Source organism: Pseudomonas quasicaspiana, assembly GCF_021147825.1.
In the GTDB taxonomy this organism is placed as follows: domain Bacteria; phylum Pseudomonadota; class Gammaproteobacteria; order Pseudomonadales; family Pseudomonadaceae; genus Aquipseudomonas; species Aquipseudomonas quasicaspiana.
Window position 1 is genome coordinate 1 of sequence record NZ_JAGTPI010000059.1, and the last position, 14,866, is coordinate 14,866.

Annotated in this window: 12 protein-coding genes; 5 read left to right on the forward strand and 7 right to left on the reverse strand. The window is 57.9% G+C overall.

From position 1 onward, the window contains the following. Positions 1-552 precede the first annotated feature (552 nt). Both KDX30_RS24265 and KDX30_RS24270 read right to left on the reverse strand, forming a co-directional pair. The gene (locus tag KDX30_RS24265) at positions 553-1,563 is read right to left on the reverse strand and encodes a GlxA family transcriptional regulator (protein WP_231677699.1); all 1,011 of its coding nucleotides are present in this window, start codon (positions 1,561-1,563) and stop codon (positions 553-555) included. Then, positions 1,560-2,510 carry a LysR family transcriptional regulator gene (locus KDX30_RS24270; RefSeq protein ID WP_231677700.1) on the reverse strand — a complete coding sequence of 317 codons (951 nt, stop codon included), beginning with the start codon at positions 2,508-2,510 and terminating at the stop codon, positions 1,560-1,562. The genes KDX30_RS24265 and KDX30_RS24270 overlap by 4 nt, the downstream gene beginning before the upstream one ends. A 389-nt stretch (positions 2,511-2,899) precedes the next feature. Between KDX30_RS24270 and KDX30_RS24275 the strand changes: the two genes are divergently transcribed. The 5 genes from KDX30_RS24275 to KDX30_RS24295 all read left to right on the forward strand — a co-directional run bounded on the left by KDX30_RS24275 (position 2,900) and on the right by KDX30_RS24295 (position 8,915). Further along, positions 2,900-5,281 carry a TonB-dependent siderophore receptor gene (locus tag KDX30_RS24275; RefSeq protein WP_231677701.1) on the forward strand — a complete coding sequence of 794 codons (2,382 nt, stop codon included), beginning with the start codon at positions 2,900-2,902 and terminating at the stop codon, positions 5,279-5,281. Positions 5,282-5,298: 17 nt separating this feature from the next. After that, the gene (locus tag KDX30_RS24280; protein ID WP_231677717.1) at positions 5,299-6,336 is read left to right on the forward strand and encodes a FecCD family ABC transporter permease; all 1,038 of its coding nucleotides are present in this window, start codon (positions 5,299-5,301) and stop codon (positions 6,334-6,336) included. Continuing rightward, positions 6,333-7,115, forward strand: a complete 783-nt coding sequence (locus tag KDX30_RS24285) for an ABC transporter ATP-binding protein (protein WP_027901222.1) — start codon at positions 6,333-6,335, stop codon at positions 7,113-7,115. Before KDX30_RS24280 ends, KDX30_RS24285 begins: the two co-directional genes overlap by 4 nt. 193 nt (positions 7,116-7,308) lie before the next feature. After that, a complete protein-coding gene (locus KDX30_RS24290) occupies positions 7,309-8,424 on the forward strand; it encodes an ABC transporter substrate-binding protein (RefSeq protein ID WP_231677702.1) in 1,116 nt (371 codons plus the stop codon). 98 nt (positions 8,425-8,522) lie between these two features. After that, complete coding sequence (locus KDX30_RS24295) at positions 8,523-8,915, forward strand: YkvA family protein (protein ID WP_231677703.1); 393 nt, start codon at positions 8,523-8,525, stop codon at positions 8,913-8,915. A 22-nt stretch (positions 8,916-8,937) separates the two neighbouring features. Here the strand turns inward: KDX30_RS24295 and KDX30_RS24300 are convergent, their stop codons facing one another. From KDX30_RS24300 to KDX30_RS24320, 5 genes are all read right to left on the reverse strand, one after another. Continuing rightward, positions 8,938-9,993, reverse strand: coding sequence for an aminoglycoside phosphotransferase family protein (locus KDX30_RS24300; protein ID WP_231677704.1), 1,056 nt, complete (start codon positions 9,991-9,993; stop codon positions 8,938-8,940). A 10-nt stretch (positions 9,994-10,003) separates the two neighbouring features. Further along, on the reverse strand, positions 10,004-10,429 hold the full coding sequence (locus tag KDX30_RS24305; protein WP_027901218.1) for a DUF3830 family protein: 426 nt from the start codon (positions 10,427-10,429) through the stop codon (positions 10,004-10,006). 57 nt (positions 10,430-10,486) lie between these two features. After that, positions 10,487-11,821: a sensor histidine kinase gene (locus KDX30_RS24310; protein WP_231677705.1), complete on the reverse strand. Its 1,335-nt coding sequence runs from the start codon at positions 11,819-11,821 to the stop codon at positions 10,487-10,489. A gap of 95 nt (positions 11,822-11,916) precedes the next feature. Further along, positions 11,917-13,983, reverse strand: a complete 2,067-nt coding sequence (gene treS, locus KDX30_RS24315) for a maltose alpha-D-glucosyltransferase (protein ID WP_231677706.1) — start codon at positions 13,981-13,983, stop codon at positions 11,917-11,919. A gap of 225 nt (positions 13,984-14,208) precedes the next feature. Next, positions 14,209-14,820, reverse strand: coding sequence for an FMN-dependent NADH-azoreductase (locus tag KDX30_RS24320; protein ID WP_122398044.1), 612 nt, complete (start codon positions 14,818-14,820; stop codon positions 14,209-14,211). Between the last annotated feature and the right edge of the window lie 46 nt (positions 14,821-14,866).

Here is a 14,866-nt window from a genome sequence, read left to right on the forward strand (position 1 = left end):
GCGGTATTTCAGGCCATACATGTGCTGCGAATGTACTGGCCCTTTCGCGAATGAATTCGCTCCCACGGGATTGGGTTTGCATGGCGGTGACGTTTGCTGGCCATCGCAAGCATCACGAATACCCTGTGGGACCGAATTCATTCGGGAAGGCGGTATTTCAGGCCATACATGTGCTGCGAATGTAATGGCCCTTTCGCGAATGAATTCGCTCCCACGGGATTGGGTTTGCATGGCGGTGACGTTTGCTGGCCATCGCAAGCATCACGAATACCCTGTGGGACCGGATTCATTTGGGAAGGCGGTGTTCAAAGCCATACATCTGCTGTGGATGTACTGGTCCTTTCGCGAACAAGTTCAATCTCATCAAACAACATGCAAACGCTGGATTGAAGTGCATTTTCTGTAGGAGCTGCCGAAGGCTGCGAAACATTTATCCTGACACACCGCGATCGCAGCCTTCGGCAGCTCCTACAGGCCTTATGCTTGCCGCGAGACAGCGCGGTGCCCTGGACACTGAGGCACCGTCTACCAAAACTGCGCTCATGAAAGACACTAACGAACCAGCCGCTTCTCTTTCGATGGCCGGTAACCGAAGAACGCGCTGTAGCACTTGCTGAAATGACTGGGCGAGACGAATCCGCAGGCGACCAGCACCTCAACCTGGGACATCTCAGTGTGCTGCAACAAACGCCGGGCTTCGGTGATGCGCAATTCCAGGTAATAGCGCTGCGGCGTGGTGCCCAGCTGTTCCCGGAACAAGCGTTCGACCTGACGACGGGAGCGACCGGAGTACTTCACCAGTTGCTCCATTTCCAGCGGTTCTTCGAGGTTGGCGTCCATCAGCTTCACCACCTCACGCAACGGCGCGCTGACCGATAGATGCGCCGAAGTCTTGATACGCCTATAACGAGACTCTTCAAAAGACAGAATGTCCTCGATGCCTTCGACCAGCGCTTTGTCATGCAGGGTCTTGATCCACTCCAACGCCATGTGAAAAGCCCCCGACGGGCTTGCGGCGGTCAGACGATCCCGGTCCACCACGAACGGCTCGCTGGTGACATGGGTAATCTTGCAGATTTCAGCCAGCGCGGGACGGTGTTCCGGGTGAATCGCGCAACGGTAGCTGTCGAGTAAACCCGCGACACCCAGAAACCACGCACCATTCCACAAACCCGCCAGCGCAGTACCCTGCTCTGCCGCCGTATTCAGTAACGCTGTCAACTCGGGATAATGCTTGAGTTCGGTCCGGTAGCCGCCGCAGACAACCAGCAAATCCAGACCGTTTATGCCGGCAGCTGTCAGCCGCACATCAGGTCGAATGACCAGCCCCAGATCACTGACCACTTCGCCCTCCTGCAAGCCAAAGGTACAGGTCGCGAACAAGCCGGGACGCAGCAGATTTGCGGTGATGATGGTGTCCAGCGCCTGGGTGAATGCAGGAAGCGAGAAATGTTCGAGCAACAAGAATCCGGCTTTTGCCTGACGGGAAGCTGTTGACTCATCTCCAAGATAGCGAAGATTCTTGCCCTTCATGCCACCACTGAATTGACGTCGCTCAGTCATGTCGTCCGGTTCTCCGTCTCATCAATCGCGTATCGATCGCCGACCGGGCCGTGTTGCGCCATCAGATCTGCAACCCAGTCGATGAATACCCGGACTTTAATACTGATATGCCGGTTTGGCGGAAACGCTACATACAGCGGCATGGGTTCCATTCTCCAGCGTTCGAACAATGGGACCAACTCACCGCTTGCCATGTGTTGTTTTGCCATATAGTCCGGTAGCCAGAGCACGCCCATGCCTGCCAGTCCTGCCGCAAGATACGCATTGCCATCGTCCACCGCCAACACGTAACGGCCATTAATCGTCAGACGTTCGGTGCCGTTGTGCATGGCATAGGGTAAGGCTTTACCCGTGCGCGCCCACAGGAAACCGATGATCCGGTGCTCAGACTCTTCAAGCTCGCGAGGGTGAACTGGAGTACCGAGACGCTGCAGATAAGCTGGCGCCGCGTACACTCCAAGCTGCAAATCACCCACCCGGCGAGCCATGAGTGACAGGTCGCTGAGTTCACCGCCGCGGACCACGCAATCGACATTCTCGCCAATCAGATCGACTTTGCGATCACTGACGCCCATATCGATCTGAATATCCGGGTATCTTGCATGGAAACCGGGCAGTGCCGGCATCAGGATCATTCTGGCCAGCGGGCTGGGTACATCCACTCGCAACCGACCTCGGGGCAATGACGCTGCGCTGGAGAGACTTGTCTCTGCGTCATCCAGGTCCGCCAGCAGCCGTACCACGCGTTCGTAGTAAACCGCGCCGTCAGCAGTGACATTGACCTTGCGCGTGGTGCGGTTGAGCAATTTGACCCGCAGCCTGGCTTCCAGTTGTTGAACCAGTTGGGTCACCGTGGTCTTGCTCATGTGCAGCGTGTCAGCCGCCCTGGTAAAGCTCCCCGCTTCCACGACCCGGGCGAATGCCAGCATGGCATCAAAACGGTCCATTCCTGCCCCGCTATCAGAAGGATTGTTTGGAGATCACAAACAGTAGCGGCTAAGGTTGCGCGTTAATCGGGTGGGCGCAAGTGCCTGGGGTTTGTTTTTGTCGACTAATTATCCTGAATGAATGAGATCCTTGTGGGAGCGAGGCTTGCCCGCGATACGGCTGGACGCCATCTAAAGTAAACCGTGTTCAGCCTTATCGCGGGCAAGCCTCACTCCCACAGAAAGCCGTGTTTGCAACGCTACAGCGCGGTGTCATGGGGACACCTGCACTGTCAGTTATTTTGTTTTTTTTCGCCCGTCCTTGAAAAAAATCCCGAAGGGCTACGTCTTTGATCATCTGTTTGAGAATTTTTCGCAAACGTAATCAAGACGTATGAAGGATCGTATTGATGCCACGCCTACCTGCATTGCCGTCTCTTGCCCTGCTCATCATGCTGCCGATGGGCAACGGTTGGGCTGCCGAAGCTTCTGAACGTCCGGGTACTGCCCGTTACAGCATGAGCGCACAACCGCTGGCTTCGGCGCTGGCGCAATTCGCCAGACAGAACCGGTTACAGCTGAGTTTTGACGCCGCACTGGCGACCGGCAAAACCGCACCAGCAGTTAACGGCGAGCTTAGTGAGCGAGAAGCGTTGACCCGGTTGCTCAGGGATTCAGGTTTGGGCTGGTCGCTGACTGAAGACCGCACTCTTCTGCTGTTTGCGCAGCCTGCCAGCGGCTCAATCAACCTTGCGCCGTCGACCATTACCTCCAACCGTTATATCGAACATGCGAACGGCCCGGTGCAGGGCTATCGCGCAACCCGCAGCGCCACCGGGACCAAGACAGACACCGCCCTGCGCGACGTTCCGCAATCCATTCAGGTGGTCTCCCGCCAGGTGCTTGAAGATCAGCAGGTCAATAACCTCGGCGATGCCCTGACCAACGTCAGCAGCGTGCAACGTGGCAACAGCCATGGCGGTTCTTCCGAAAGCTTCATCATCCGCGGGTTCAAAGCCACCACTTATGCGGTGGATGGCATGTTGATCAACCCCTTGGTGTCGCGCCCGGAAGCGTTGCGCGATCTGGCCAACGTCGAGCGGGTCGAAGTCCTCAAGGGGCCCGCGTCGGTGCTCTATGGCCGTGGCAATCCGGGTGGGCTGATCAACCTGGTGACCCGCCAGCCGAGCTTCACCCCGGAAGCCGAGGTCAAGGCGCAGGCAGGTTCTTATGACTTCTATCGGCTTGAAGCCAACGCCAGCGGCCCTCTGGACGAAGCCAAAACCCTGGCTGGGCGCATGACAGTCGCAACCCAGACCGAACGCGGTTTTCGCGACACCTTCCGCGACAGCAAACGCATCTACGTTGCCCCGACCCTGCGCTGGGAACCCAGCGATGTCACGCGTGTGGATGCGGGCCTGGAATACATCAACCAGACCAGTCCTTTTGATCGAGGGCTAATCCCGGTCAACGGCAAGATCAACATGAATGCCGATCGCTATCTGCATGAACCCTGGTCGCGGGACAAGGCGGACAAGGTGTCGGTCTGGTATCGCGCCGAGCACGATGTAAATGACTGGCTGACCCTTCGCCAGATGACCCGCTGGGATCAGTCCCACAAGAATCGTTATGTCGTGGATTTGCGCGGACTGGAGGACGACAACCGCACCCTTGCTCGTCGTGCAACCGATGGCGACGAGCGCATAAAGACGCTGGACATGCAGTTCGAAGCCATTGCCCGCTTCGCCACCGGTGGCCTGAAACACACAGCTTTGGCAGGTTTCGAGTACATCGACGGCAAGCGCAACGTGGCTACGGATCGAGCAACATTGGGTTCGATCGATATTTTCAATCCGGTTTATGGCGCCCGGCCCGGCCCGTTCTCATTCAACGAAGAAACCGATTATCAACTGGAAGCCTACAGCTTCTATCTGCAGGATCAGATCGATCTGAGTGAACAGTGGAAGCTGATTGTGGGGGCGCGCTACGACGATACGCGGCAGCGTAATACGACGACCGTCGTCAATCCCATCACGGGCCTGGGTCGTGTGTCGACCCCAACCAACCTGGACCCGTCCAAAGTTTCACCTCGACTGGGCCTGGTGTATCAGCCCACTGACTGGCTGGCACTCTACGCCAGCTACAGCACTTCATTCACTCCGCAGAGTGACACCCAGCGCAACGGCAGCCCTCTGGACCCTGAGGAAGGTGAGCAGTATGAAGTTGGCGCCAAGTTTGACCTGATCCCTGACCGCCTCAGCGCCACATTGTCGGTATTCGAGATCACCCGGCAGAATGTGGCAGCAACCGATCCCACAGACGACAACTACTCGGTACAGACTGGCGAGCAGCGCGTGCGCGGGGCTGAACTCGATGTCAGCGGCACTCCTCTGGATGGCTGGGAAATCATCGGTAACGTCAGCGCACTGGACGCCAAAGTCACCAAGGACACGACAATCGAAACCGGCAACCGTCTGGACGGCGTACCGATCCTCAGCGGTTCGATCTGGTCCAGCTACCAGCTACAAGACGGCCCCATGAAAGGTCTCGGCTTCGGCGCGGGCGTCATCGCCGTGGGCGAACGTCAGGGCGATATCGACAACAGCTACGACGTGAGCGGCTACGCCAGGATCGACGCCAGCGTGTTCTACGACATCGACGAAAACATCCGGGTTTCACTCAAAGGCCGCAACCTGACGGATCGCAAATATATCGAAACCGCAGCCAATACCGACGGTAACTACGCGGGCGCACCCGCCTCGTTCATCGCCAGCGTGAGTGCGAAGTTTTGAGTCGTTCCCAACCTGCCCTGAACGCTGAAACACTGCAGGTCGCCTACAACAAAATCCTGCGTAAACGCCTGTGGATCTGTGGCGCTCTTGTGCTCGCGTTACTGGCGTGTCTGGTGGCGGACATCACGCTGGGCACTACCCGGTTCGCTGCCAGTGAAGTCTTGCTGGCAATATTCGATCCGGTCAGCGTTGATCCGGATACTCAGGTGATCGTCCGCGAATTGCGCCTGCCGTTCGCGCTGATGGCCGTGCTGGTGGGCGCGGCGCTTTCGTTGGCCGGGGCCGAGATGCAGACCATCCTCAATAACCCGCTGGCCAGTCCGTTTACCCTGGGCGTGTCATCGGCAGCATCCTTTGGCGCGGCGCTGGCCATTGTGCTGGATCTGGGAATTCCCGGCGTGCCCGGCAGTTGGCTGATTACCGCCAATGCGTTCATCTTCGCTTTTGCGTCGGTGCTGTTGTTACAGGCCGTCGCCAGCCTCACTGGCGGCGTGCAGTCGCTGGTGCTGTTTGGCATTGCGCTGGTGTTCAGCTTCAATGCCATGGTTGCGCTGCTGCAATACCTGGCCTCGGCAGATGCCTTGCAACAACTGGTGTTCTGGAGCATGGGCAGCCTGAGCCGCGCCAGTTGGCCTGCAGTGCAGACCCTGGCCGTGGTGTTTTTTCTGGTGTTGCCATTCAGCCTGCGCGCGTCGTGGCAGATGACTACGCTGCGACTGGGCGACGAGCGTGCCGAAACGCTGGGCATTGATGTTGCCCGGTTACGGTTAGGGGCGTTGCTGCGTATCAGTCTACTGGCCGCAACCGCGGTGGCATTCGTAGGGACCATCGGCTTTATCGGGCTGGTGGGGCCGCACATTGCCCGCATGCTGATTGGCGAAGATCACCGTTTCTTTCTGCCGGTCAGCGCCTTGATGGGCGCGTTGATCATGTCGCTGTCGGCCATTGTTAGCAAACAGCTGATTCCGGGCGTGGTACTGCCCATCGGCATCGTAACCGCCGTCGTCGGCGTACCGTTGTTCATGAGCCTGATTCTCAAGCGAGGCCGGACATGAGCCAGTTGACGGTACGTAATCTGACTGTTGGTTACAAACACAGCACGGTGCTGCATGGCATTGACCTGCCGGATATTGCGCCGGGTCAAGTCGTAGCGCTGGTGGGCCCTAACGGTGCAGGCAAATCGACTCTGCTGCGCAGCCTTGCCGGGCTATTGTCGGCGACGGGAGAGATTCGTCTGGGTGATCTCGATCTGCTGCGTTGCAAGCGTCGCGAACGCGCTGCTGTTCTGGGCTTCATGCCCCAGACCTTGCCCGATGGCATTGCCTTGAGCGTATTGGAAACCCTGCTCGGCGCCTTGCGCGGGGGCGACTCACTGGCCACAGTCGGCAGCGCCCGGGAACAACAAAACAAGGCCTGCGCCGTTCTTGAACAATTGGGCATCCTGCATCTGGCCCTGCAACCCCTGGACAGTCTGTCCGGTGGACAACGGCAAATGGTCAGCCTCGCTCAAGCGGTGATTCGCCAGCCACGTTTGTTGCTGCTCGACGAACCCACCAGTGCGCTGGATTTGCGCTATCAAAACGACGTGATGAGCATGGTCCGCCAACTAGCCGATCAAGGCCGGATCGTCGTGGTTGTCCTCCATGACCTAGGCCTGGCGGCGCGCTGGGCCGATCAGATCATGGTGCTTGAGCGTGGCCGCCTGAATGTAGCGGGCACACCCGAACATACCCTCACGCCGACCATGCTGGAGCAGGTCTATCGGGTCCAGGCGCGGGTCGAGCGCTGCAGCCAGGGCCGGGTGCAGATTCATGTGGATGGGTCTGTGGCATGAAGCGCATATTGCAGCTCTCCCCAACAACGGACCCACTGGATGACGCGAAATCTGTGGGAGCTGGGCTTGCCCGCGATAAGTGCACCGCAGATATTAGGTATATCTCGTGCAGCCTTATCGCGGGCAAGACCAGCTCCCACAGGGGTATTGGGGGGTGTCAGTGACTTCGTGCGTTTTTTTAAGGGACGTGGCATTGAGGACATTGGGCCTGCTGTTTTTACTCTGCTCTGCAGCTCAAGCCGCCAACTATCCTCTCACCGTCATCGATCTTGCCGGGCGCAGCGTCACTTTGGCCCACGCTCCGCAACGTATCGTGTTGCAGGACAGCAATACCCTTTTGTCGCTGGCCCTGCTGGAACGCGAAAACCCGCTGGCCCGGGTGATTGCCTGGGATAACAATCTCGCCAGTTCCGACCCTGGCCTGTGGAATGTGGTCAGTCAACGCTGGCCGCACGCTGCACAGATCAAGGACCTGGATTTCCCCGACACAGGCCAGCTGGACATCGAAAGCCTGTTGCGCACCCACCCGGACCTGGTCATTGCCCGGCTCAGTGGTCGGGCAGCCATCGAAAACACGGTACTCAACAGCGTACTTGAGCGATTGGACATTCCGCTGATCTACGTCGACAACGAGCTGGACCCATTAGTGAACGTGCCCCGTAGTCTGGAATTGCTGGGGCGTGTATTGGGTAAAGAAGACAACGCCGAAGCGTATTTGCAGGTTTATCGTCGCCAACTGGCAGAGCTGCGCGAGAAAACCGCTGATCTGCCGGCGCCTAAAGTGTTCGTCGAAGCCCGAGCCGGGCAAGCCGGATCTGGCGGCTGTTGCCACACTCAGGCCCGTGCCGGTTGGGGATTGCTGATCGAGGACATCGGTGCAATCAACCTTGGCTCCCGCTACTTGCGCAGCGAATCAGCCGATGTGGCGCTGGAAACCCTGATCCTGAGCAAACCCGACGTTTACTTGATGACGGGCACACAGCGTTTGCGCAACGGCGTCACCGCGATACCTTTTGGCTACGGTGCCAATACGGAACGGATCAACAGCGAAATGCAGCGTTTGATGTCCCGTCCCGGCTTTGCCGCCACTGCGAAGTCGCCAAAATCATGCGTACAGGGCCTCAATCACCAGTTTTACAACAGCGTTTTCAACATCGTCGGGGCACAATGGCTGGCAAAAATCTTCTGGCCAGAACAGTTCGCTGATCTGGACCCTGATGCAGAATATCGAACATTGATCCGCGAATTCACGTCGCTACCGGACCTGCCCTTTGTGTTTCATGAGCAGGTTTGTTTCGGTAGCCTTTGAATCTGAATTGAAGAATACCGTCTGTAGGAGCTCACGAGCACCTACGGGATCTGGATCAATTCAAAACGTCATAACATCCCGCACGAAGAGCCCGCTTGATGATCGGCAACACCGTCAACCACCTGAAACTCTGGGCCCGCCGCCTCAAAGCCAATCTGATTCTGCTCTGGCTCTGCTGCCGTCAACCCGACATGCCTTGGCTACCAAAAATCGTCGCATTGGTGACGGTGGCCTACGCCGTGAGCCCTATCGACCTGATTCCGGATTTCATCCCGGTGCTGGGTTTTCTGGATGATGTGATTCTTTTACCGCTGGGCATCGCCCTCGCCCTGCGGCTGATTCCGGATGATCTGCAACAGCGCTGCCGACCTGAAGCTGAGGCCATGGCCGGTAAGCGAATCCAGCTCAAAGGCCAGTGGTTGACCATAACCTGCATTGTGCTGATATGGCTGCTGATTGCCTGGGCCCTGTGGCGTGCCTTTGCAGGCTAGGACCCGGACAATCGAAAGCCTGTCACTGACGATAAGGCGTGGTTCGCAACTCATCCAGAGTCTGGGCAGACAAGTCATCGCGCCAGCCTGGCACGTTCAGGTCCAGCCATTCCCGCAGTTCATTGAACGCGGGCGCCCTCAGCGCTTGCACAAACAGGCGCAGGGTTCGCGGCAGGTGCGCCAGGTAGCCATGCTTGCCGTCACGCCCGGCCAGGCGCACGAAGATACCCAGTACTTTGGCATGCCGTTGCGCGGCGAGCCGCCGGTAATCATCAACGAACAGCGGCACATTGAGTTCCGGGCGCTGCATCAGGTAATGGCTGAACAATGCTGCGCGCAGCGGCTCGGACATGTCGCGACGCGCATCCTCCAGCAACGACATCAGGTCATAAGCTGCTGAACCCACCAACGCGTCCTGAAAATCCAGAAGGCCGCAAGCCGCCACGCCCTGGCGACTGTCGAGCAGCATCAGGTTGTCCACGTGAAAGTCACGCAGCACCAGCGTTTCACGGCGTTCGGCCACGTCACGGCAGGCTTCGGCAAACAGTTCGAGATAGCGTCCACGCAGCGCCAGAGCGGCCTCTTTGCCGATCAACAACGGTGCATACCAATCGATGAACAGTGCACATTCAGCGCTCAATTTCTGCGCATCGTAGACTGGCAACCCGGTGCTGGCGGGCGCCCGATGCAAAGCCACCAGCGCATCGACGGCCAGACCGTACAAGGCTTCTTCCGCATGCCCTGAAGCCAGCAGCCGAGTGTACGTGGCGTTGCCAAAATCCTCGATCAACGCCAGTCCGGCCTGTTCATCCACCTGGCGCAAGCCCGGGGCTGACAGTCCGATGCTGTGCAGATAACCGGCCACCTGCACAAATGGCGCGATGGGTTCGCTGCGTGGCGGCGAATCCATCAGCAACAGCCCGGCACCTTGCAGGCGGAAATAACGTCGTGCCGACGCATCTGCGGGCAACGCCTCCAGAACGGCATCGGCAAATCCGGCATCAGCAAGAAAAGCGCCGCGCGCACAGGTGCGGCTGTCCTCTGCGTTGGGTATTGATTCAGCGAGTTGAGTCATCATACCGGGCGACTCAGACCTGCTCAAAGAGCACGTCCTGCGCGCCTTCCCACAGGGTTTTCACGCCCAGGGCACGCAGGTTTTCCTTGCCTTGCACGATGGTCAGGAAATGGTTACCGGCCAACTGGCCCATTTTACTGGCAAAGCAGCACGAGCCGTAGGCGATGAGGATTTCAGTCTCACTGTAAGGGCCCGGATAAAAAAGAATGTCGCCCACTGAAGGGTGGCTGGTGTGATTTTCGAACCCAATCGGCTGATCGTTCAGCAGCAACTGATACTCACCCAGTGGAACCCAGCAGCCCTCGCCGCTCCAGCGCACATGGATCAGCTTCTGCCGGTAAGGCAGCAACTTCAGAAACGCAGCAACGGTGTGCGGCGCATCAGGATGGGTTTCAGCGAGAAACTCGTATCCGCCGGCAGTGATTTTCAGAGTGGTCATGCAGAGCTGCTCTCAAGATAAATAGGTTGTTCAGGTTGCGACTTTACGTATCAGTACCTAGGCGGGCTGGCTTGCTGAAGCCGGCTTACGGACGCTATCGGGTCTATCTGCGGACACTGCTGAGGCAGACAAGCTCACCTCGAAACAGCATCCCTGCGGTATCCGGCTTTCAAGGTTGACCGACCAGCCCTGGTGGACGCAGATGCGCTGCACCAGGGAAAGGCCGAGGCCTAGCCCTTCGCCGCGCTGCTCATCGCCCCGGACAAAAGGCTGGAACATGGCCTGTTGTTTTTCCAGGGGTATGCCGATGCCGCTGTCCTCCACGGAGAAGCGATCACCCTTCAAGCTCAAAAAGATGAAACCTTCGTCGGTGTAATGCCAGGCATTGCGCAGCAGATTGCTCATGACCGAGTGCAGCAGCGTTGCGTTATATAAACGATCCGAGCCGACACCCGGCTCGTAACGCAAGGTCAGGCCTTTTTCTTCAATGGGTTTGCGCCACATGTCCACCAACTCGTCGGCGACCGTAACCAGCGTTGCGCGTGGACCGTGGCCGGGTACTTCGGTGTCGATCCGCGCCAGCAACAGGAAGGTTTCCACCAGTTGGCGCATACCCTCACTGGCGCGGGATATTCTTAACACCTGGTTACGGGAGCGCGGATCAACGGCAGGATTTTCCAGCAGCAGCTCACAAGAGCTGGCTAACACCATCAACGGAGTGCGCAGTTCGTGGCTGACGTCGCTGGTGAACATCTTTTCCCGGGTCAAGGCAGCACGCAGACGGCCCAGGGTTTCATCAAAAGACACCGCCAGCTCGCCGACTTCGTCATGAGCATAATTCGTTGCCAGTGTCGGCGCCGCATCCATGGCCTGGTCACGATCACGCACCTCGCCCGCCAGCTTCACCACCGGCGCCATGACCCGTTGCGCCAGGAGTCGGCCCAGTAGTAACGCCAACAAGACGCTAAGGACGAACCCGACCAGCACGATGGCGAACAGAATACGCTCGCGCTGAATGGTTGCGGTCTGATCCCGCAGCAATACGTACTGACGACCGTCGACCATATCCACCATGGCGTAATAATCGACATTGTCTTTTTTGATCCGGTGAAAGCCGGGTTTCAATGGCTTGAGGCTCTCGGGCATTGCGAAGAGGCCGGACGCGTCCTGTATGTAGAAAAACGAATCCTTTTCCGGACGGTGAGTCCAGTTGGCGACGTCGTCCATCAACAGCAACCTGTGCAGGTCGCCATTCATTGAAAGTGCGGTCAACTTTTTGCCTACCAGGTGAACGGTAACGACAATGCCTGCCGCAAAGATCAAGGCAACCAGAGTACTCATCAGCGTGAAAACGATGACGATGCGCTGTTTGAGACTGTGTTTGATATCCATGCAGCTTCCGTTGACGGTTTACATCGGGGCATTATCAGGCCAGATATGTCGTCATTTCGTCAACGGAGCCGCAAAGTCTGTGCAGAAACCGACAATCAGAACGCCGGGAATGCGCTTACCACCCGCAATGCCAGGCCTTCGTAGGCATCCAGAGTGATGGTGAATTCGCCCTGTTCAGTCAGATCCCCTTCGACCCGTTCGTTGATGATGTCTACCACCGGGCCGGGCGCGATGTCTGGCAGATGCAAAGTTTCCACAATCGGCTCGGAGCTGAAGTTCAACGCAGTAATCTGCGTGCCCTTCCCGGCTGGCAGCTCGTGGACCATGATCAGCAAGCCTGGGTGTTCAACGTCCGGAATCAGAATCTGCTTGCTCGCAGCGATGTCATAAGCCCGACGCACAGCAAGAATCTTCTTGAGTTGCGAGGCAAATGAATCCGGGCGCTGTAGCTGGCTGATGATACTGCCGTAAAGGGTGCGGGAGCGCGGCATGTTACCCGCAGAGAACTCCGCGTCAGGGTCCAGCTCGACCAGGTCGTAAGCGCCACGATGGATCCAGCGGGTGTCGCCATCCTGCATCAAATGCTGAACCTGCTCGGCAGGCACCGGTAATGCGCCAACCAGATCCCACCCGGACAATGCAAATACGCCGGGCTGCATCGCGTTGAACATCACCAGCAGCAAATGAATGTGCTGAATTTTCTGAATGTCTTCTTCCGTAATGGCGTCCAGATCGCGGATACCCAGCGCAGCCGTAATGATGCTGGCGGTGGTACAGGACACGCCGTTGGTGACGAACTTCATGTTGTACGGAGCGTGCTCGACTGTCAGCTTCTCGTACATTTCCTCGCGGATATGTTCGCGCAAGATGTTGCCCGGCAGCGTCTGGCCCTGATAGTGGTACGTGTCATGGGCGTGCAGCGTCCAGAAATGCACCAGCTCCAGTGTCAATTCGTCATGGTTCTGCAGCGCATGAATCAGCGACGCCGGATCGATACCAAACGCGTGAACCTGACGCAGCATCAAACGCAGGAACTCGGTGGTGCCCGTCAACAGTGCGTGCTGATAGGCCGGGCGCGAGATGAAGTCGTATGACAGATCGGCGCCGCCGTGGGACATCGACGCGATGTCATCCAGGGTCAGGTTCAGTTCCTGGAAACTGAAACCGCCCGCCTTGCGGATCGCGCCCCCCAATAGCTGGTTACCCGTAATCGACAACGGGTGACTCTCGGACCAGGCATTACCTTCAGCCTTGCGCTCCACGCCGAGGAAGCCATTGGCATCCAGACGCAAAACCCGCGCGCCCATGACGTCAATGGAATGCAGCGCATCACCAATGATCATTTGCTGAGCTGCGAAGCTTGGGTCCAGCCAGTTCAGTGAAGGCTGACCTTCCTTGAAGTAGTGCAGATACACCCAGCGCCGCGCCTTGCCGTCCACGCCCTGGACAATACCCGTGGCGCTCCAGTCGGTTTCCTTGACGCCTGGCTCGAAGAAAATGACCCGCTGTAACTGGCCCACGATGTAGTGCTTGTCCTTCAGGGCATCCACTACCTCAGGCATCAGGTTCACCGCATCGCGACCCGCCGGAATGTCCGGCAGCAACTGCCAGTCTTCCTCACGGATTTCCACCATGTGATAGAGGCCCGGATAGTCCTCGTAGGCCATTTCTGCCAAACGGAAATCAGAACCCTTGCCGGTGTGGGACGGAATCACGTCATCAATCACCACCGCGTTATGCGCAGCAGCAATGCGACTCAGGCTGAGCAATTGCGCATCGGTGCCCAATTCAGGGTCGATGCCGAAACTGATACGGTCGAAATTGCCGTCGATAGTCGGCGTATGTTGCCGCCCCTGAAGGCCACCGGAGGTTTTCAGCGGCCCGTTGTGGATGCCTTGAATACCGATTTCCGACATGGCATGCCAAAGGGTTTCATCGCCCAGGGCTTCAAGGACAGAGCCGCCAGGGCGAGTGATGATTGACGCCGGATAAGCAGTAAACCAGACGGAGGCAATCGCCGACGCGTCTCGGGGCCGGGATTCGGCGAAAGGGCGCTGCCACAATCTGCCCTGCCCCGAATACAACCTGGCGCGCTGGCGTGCGGCATTGAGCATTGATTGTTCAACCAGCCACTCTACGTACTGCTTGTCCGGTGTCGTCATAAATTCCAATCATCCGTTTCTCGTGAATCGGGCGAAACGATCGGAGAAGATTCAACTGTTCCGATTGAGTCATGTATTACCCGCTGTAAGAGCCTCGCGGGCGGCAAACGTTGCATTTTTGTTTGATCAGCGTGGTCCATAACGCAAAAAACTCCAGCGCCCAATGGACGCCGGAGTTTTTTTGCAAGCCTGTGGCAGGCGCAGTCGTCAGACCCGCCGACGCCATCAGGCCGTCGCGAACAGCTCTTCTTTGATCTGCTTTTGCGCAGCAGTCAGCGCATTGGCACGTGGTTCGTCGCCGTAAGCCAGACCATGAGCGAAGACGAATTTCAAATCAGTCACGCCAATGAAACCGAACAGAACCTTGAGGTAGTCCTCATGACCCACGCTGGTCGGCTGGCCAACGTGCACGCCACCGGCAGTGGAAACGATGATCACCTGCTTGCCTCCAGCCAGACCTTCAGGGCCGGTTTCGGTATAGCGGAACGTACGACCGGCAACTGCGATGCGATCAATCCAGGCTTTGAGCTGCGTAGGCAGTGTGAAGTTGTAAACCGGCGCACCAATCACAACCACGTCAGCGTCGAGGAATTCCTGCAGAATTTGCTCGTTGTTAGCGACTTCCTGCTTCTGCGCGGCATCACGGCCTTCTTCAGGGGTTCCCGCAGCGGCAAGTGTTGCCGGGGAAAAGTGGTTCAGAGAATCGCTGGCCAGATCGCGGTAAGTTACCTGTGCGTTCTGCTCTACAGCGGTGAATGCTTCAACAACGTTGCGGCTGAGCTGGCGAGACGCGGAGTGATCGCCGAGGATGCTGGAATCGATGTGCAAAAGTTTCATAACGTGCTTCCCAATTGAAAAGTCGCCAGCTGGCGATCAAGTGGGG

What these genes read in the sequence shown, in the direction of transcription:
- KDX30_RS24320 (WP_122398044.1), bottom strand. Translation starts at nt 14,820, where the DNA reads ATGAAACTTTTGCACATCGATTCCAGCATCCTCGGCGATCACTCCGCG.
- KDX30_RS24285 (WP_027901222.1), top strand. Translation starts at nt 6,333, where the DNA reads ATGAGCCAGTTGACGGTACGTAATCTGACTGTTGGTTACAAACACAGC.
- KDX30_RS24270 (WP_231677700.1), bottom strand. Translation starts at nt 2,510, where the DNA reads ATGGACCGTTTTGATGCCATGCTGGCATTCGCCCGGGTCGTGGAAGCG.
- KDX30_RS24275 (WP_231677701.1), top strand. Translation starts at nt 2,900, where the DNA reads ATGCCACGCCTACCTGCATTGCCGTCTCTTGCCCTGCTCATCATGCTG.
- KDX30_RS24265 (WP_231677699.1), bottom strand. Translation starts at nt 1,563, where the DNA reads ATGACTGAGCGACGTCAATTCAGTGGTGGCATGAAGGGCAAGAATCTT.
- KDX30_RS24300 (WP_231677704.1), bottom strand. Translation starts at nt 9,993, where the DNA reads ATGATGACTCAACTCGCTGAATCAATACCCAACGCAGAGGACAGCCGC.
- KDX30_RS24305 (WP_027901218.1), bottom strand. Translation starts at nt 10,429, where the DNA reads ATGACCACTCTGAAAATCACTGCCGGCGGATACGAGTTTCTCGCTGAA.
- KDX30_RS24310 (WP_231677705.1), bottom strand. Translation starts at nt 11,821, where the DNA reads ATGGATATCAAACACAGTCTCAAACAGCGCATCGTCATCGTTTTCACG.
- KDX30_RS24295 (WP_231677703.1), top strand. Translation starts at nt 8,523, where the DNA reads ATGATCGGCAACACCGTCAACCACCTGAAACTCTGGGCCCGCCGCCTC.
- treS (WP_231677706.1), bottom strand. Translation starts at nt 13,983, where the DNA reads ATGACGACACCGGACAAGCAGTACGTAGAGTGGCTGGTTGAACAATCA.